Raw genomic sequence first — 3,211 nt, 5'->3', positions numbered from 1 at the left:
ATTGGTTCTCTCAGAACCACACAGTGGATGCGAAGCGTCTTTGTAAACAAGCCCTCGGCCTATTAGTACCAGTCAACTCCACCCCTTACAGGGCTTCCATCTCTGGCCTATCAACCCCATCGTCTATAGGAGGCCTTACCCTCTCAAGGAGGTAGGAGATCTCATCTTGGAACAAGCTTCCCGCTTAGATGCTTTCAGCGGTTATCTCTCCCGAACGTAGCCAACCAGCCATGCCCCTGGCGGGACAACTGGCACACCAGAGGTCCGTCCATCCCGGTCCTCTCGTACTAGGGACAGCCTTCCTCAAATCTCCAACGCGCACGGCGGATAGGGACCGAACTGTCTCACGACGTTCTAAACCCAGCTCGCGTACCGCTTTAATGGGCGAACAGCCCAACCCTTGGGACCTACTCCAGCCCCAGGATGCGACGAGCCGACATCGAGGTGCCAAACCATGCCGTCGATATGGACTCTTGGGCAAGATCAGCCTGTTATCCCCGGGGTACCTTTTATCCGTTGAGCGACCACGCTTCCACAAGCCATGGCCGGATCACTAGTTCCGACTTTCGTCCCTGCTCGACCCGTCAGTCTCACAGTCAAGCCCCCTTGTGCACTTGCACTCAACACCTGATTGCCAACCAGGCTGAGGGAACCTTTGAGCGCCTCCGTTACCCTTTGGGAGGCAACCGCCCCAGTTAAACTACCCACCAGGCACTGTCCCTGAACCGGATCACGGTCCGAGGTTAGACACCCAGAACGACCAGAGTGGTATTTCAACGATGACTCCACCAGCACTGGCGTGCCAGCTTCACAGTCTCCCACCTATCCTACACAAGCCGAACCGAGCACCAATACCAAGCTATAGTAAAGGTCCCGGGGTCTTTCCGTCCTGCCGCGCGTAACGAGCATCTTTACTCGTAATGCAATTTCACCGGGCCTGTGGTTGAGACAGTCGAGAAGTCGTTACGCCATTCGTGCAGGTCGGAACTTACCCGACAAGGAATTTCGCTACCTTAGGATGGTTATAGTTACCACCGCCGTTTACTGGCGCTTAAGTTCTCAGCTTCGCCCCGAAAGACTAACCGGTCCCCTTAACGTTCCAGCACCGGGCAGGCGTCAGTCCATATACATCGTCTTACGACTTCGCATGGACCTGTGTTTTTAGTAAACAGTCGCTTCTCGCTGCTCTCTGCGGCCGAAAAACCCTAGCCCGCAAGGGGCTTCAAGTCCCTCGGCCCCCCTTCTCCCGAAGTTACGGGGGCATTTTGCCGAGTTCCTTAACCACAGTTCACCCGAACGCCTCGGTATTCTCTACCTGACCACCTGTGTCGGTTTGGGGTACGGGCCGCATAAACACTCGCTAGAGGCTTTTCTCGACAGCATAGGATCACTCTACTTCGCCTCAATCGGCTACGCATCACGTCTCAGCCTTAATGTCAGGACGGATTTGCCTACCCTGACGGCCTACACGCTTACACCAGTATTACCACTGACTGGCGGAGCTACCTTCCTGCGTCACCCCATCGCTTGACTACTACTAGATCGGATCCCGCGCACTCCCCACATCATCCGAAGACTCCGTGGCTTGCGGGCGGTTAGCATCACTAGCCTCACCATGGACGCGTTTACACGGGTACGGGAATATCAACCCGTTGTCCATCGACTACGCCTGTCGGCCTCGCCTTAGGTCCCGACTTACCCTGGGCGGATTAGCCTGGCCCAGGAACCCTTGGTCATCCGGCGGACGAGTTTCTCACTCGTCATTCGCTACTCATGCCTGCATTCTCACTCGCGTAGTGTCCACGGCTAGGTTCCCCTGCCGCTTCATCCCCCACACGACGCTCCCCTACCCATCCACACGACTGCACCCTGGCAAGCCAGGGCGGATCAATGCGTGAATGACACAGCTTCGGCGGTGTGCTTAAGCCCCGCTACATTGTCGGCGCAGGACCACTTGACCAGTGAGCTATTACGCACTCTTTAAAGGGTGGCTGCTTCTAAGCCAACCTCCTGGTTGTCTGGGCGACCCCACATCCTTTCCCACTTAGCACACACTTTGGGGCCTTAGCTGGTGTTCTGGGCTGTTTCCCTCTCGACTACGAACCTTATCGCCCGCAGTCTCACTGCCGCGCTCTAGCTTAATGGTATTCGGAGTTTGGTTGACTTCAGTAAGCTTGTAGGCCCCCTAGGCCATCCAGTGCTCTACCCCCACCAAGGAACACGCGACGCTGCACCTAAATGCATTTCGGGGAGAACCAGCTATCACGGAGTTTGATTGGCCTTTCACCCCTAACCACAGCTCATCCCCCAGGTTTTCAACCCTGGTGGGTTCGGGCCTCCACACGGTCTTACCCGCGCTTCACCCTGGCCATGGCTAGATCACTCCGCTTCGGGTCTAGAGCACGCGACTACAACGCCCTATTCGGACTCGCTTTCGCTACGGCTACCCCACACAGGTTAACCTCGCCACGTACCACTAACTCGCAGGCTCATTCTTCAAAAGGCACGCCATCACCCCTGCTAAGGAGGCTCTGACGGATTGTAAGCACACGGTTTCAGGTACTCTTTCACTCCCCTCCCGGGGTACTTTTCATCTTTCCCTCACGGTACTAGTCCGCTATCGGTCACCAGGGAGTATTTAGGCTTAGCGGGTGGTCCCGCCAGATTCACAGCAAATTTCACGAGCTCGCTGCTACTTGGGAGCATTATAAGGAAGACAGCATGTTTTCGCGTACGGGACTATCACCCTCTACGGTCCAGTTTCCCAAACTGATTCCACTAACACACTGTTTTCTGACTTCCCGCCTGGTCAGCAGCCCAGACAAATAACGTCCCACGACCCCACAAACGCAACCCCTGCCAGGTATCACACGTCCATGGTTTAGCCTCATCCGCTTTCGCTCGCCACTACTCACGGAATCACGGTTGTTTTCTCTTCCTGTGGGTACTGAGATGTTTCACTTCCCCACGTTCCCTCCACACGCCCTATATATTCAGGCGCGGGTGACCCCACATGACTGAGGCCGGGTTTCCCCATTCGGACACCCTCGGATCACAGCTCGGTTGACAGCTCCCCGAGGCTTTTCGCAGCCTCCTACGTCCTTCATCGGCTCCTGGTGCCAAGACATCCACCGTGTGCTCTTCATAACTTGCCACAAAGATGCTCGCATCCACTGTGTAGTTCTCAAAGAACAACCAGAAGCTTCCCCAC

At 55.9% G+C, this 3,211-nt stretch carries 1 rRNA gene; it reads right to left on the bottom strand.

Annotated elements, in window-relative coordinates:
• Positions 1 to 42: 42 nt before the first annotated feature.
• Positions 43 to 3,155, bottom strand: a 23S ribosomal RNA gene (locus AB0M73_RS49545).
• Positions 3,156 to 3,211: the final 56 nt, after the last annotated feature.

The sequence above is a fragment of the Kutzneria sp. NPDC051319 genome (assembly GCF_040682195.1).
Taxonomy (GTDB): Bacteria; Actinomycetota; Actinomycetes; order Mycobacteriales; family Pseudonocardiaceae; genus Kutzneria.
The sequence above is the reverse complement of the archived record's forward strand: the minus strand, read 5'-3'. Positions and strand labels throughout refer to the sequence as shown.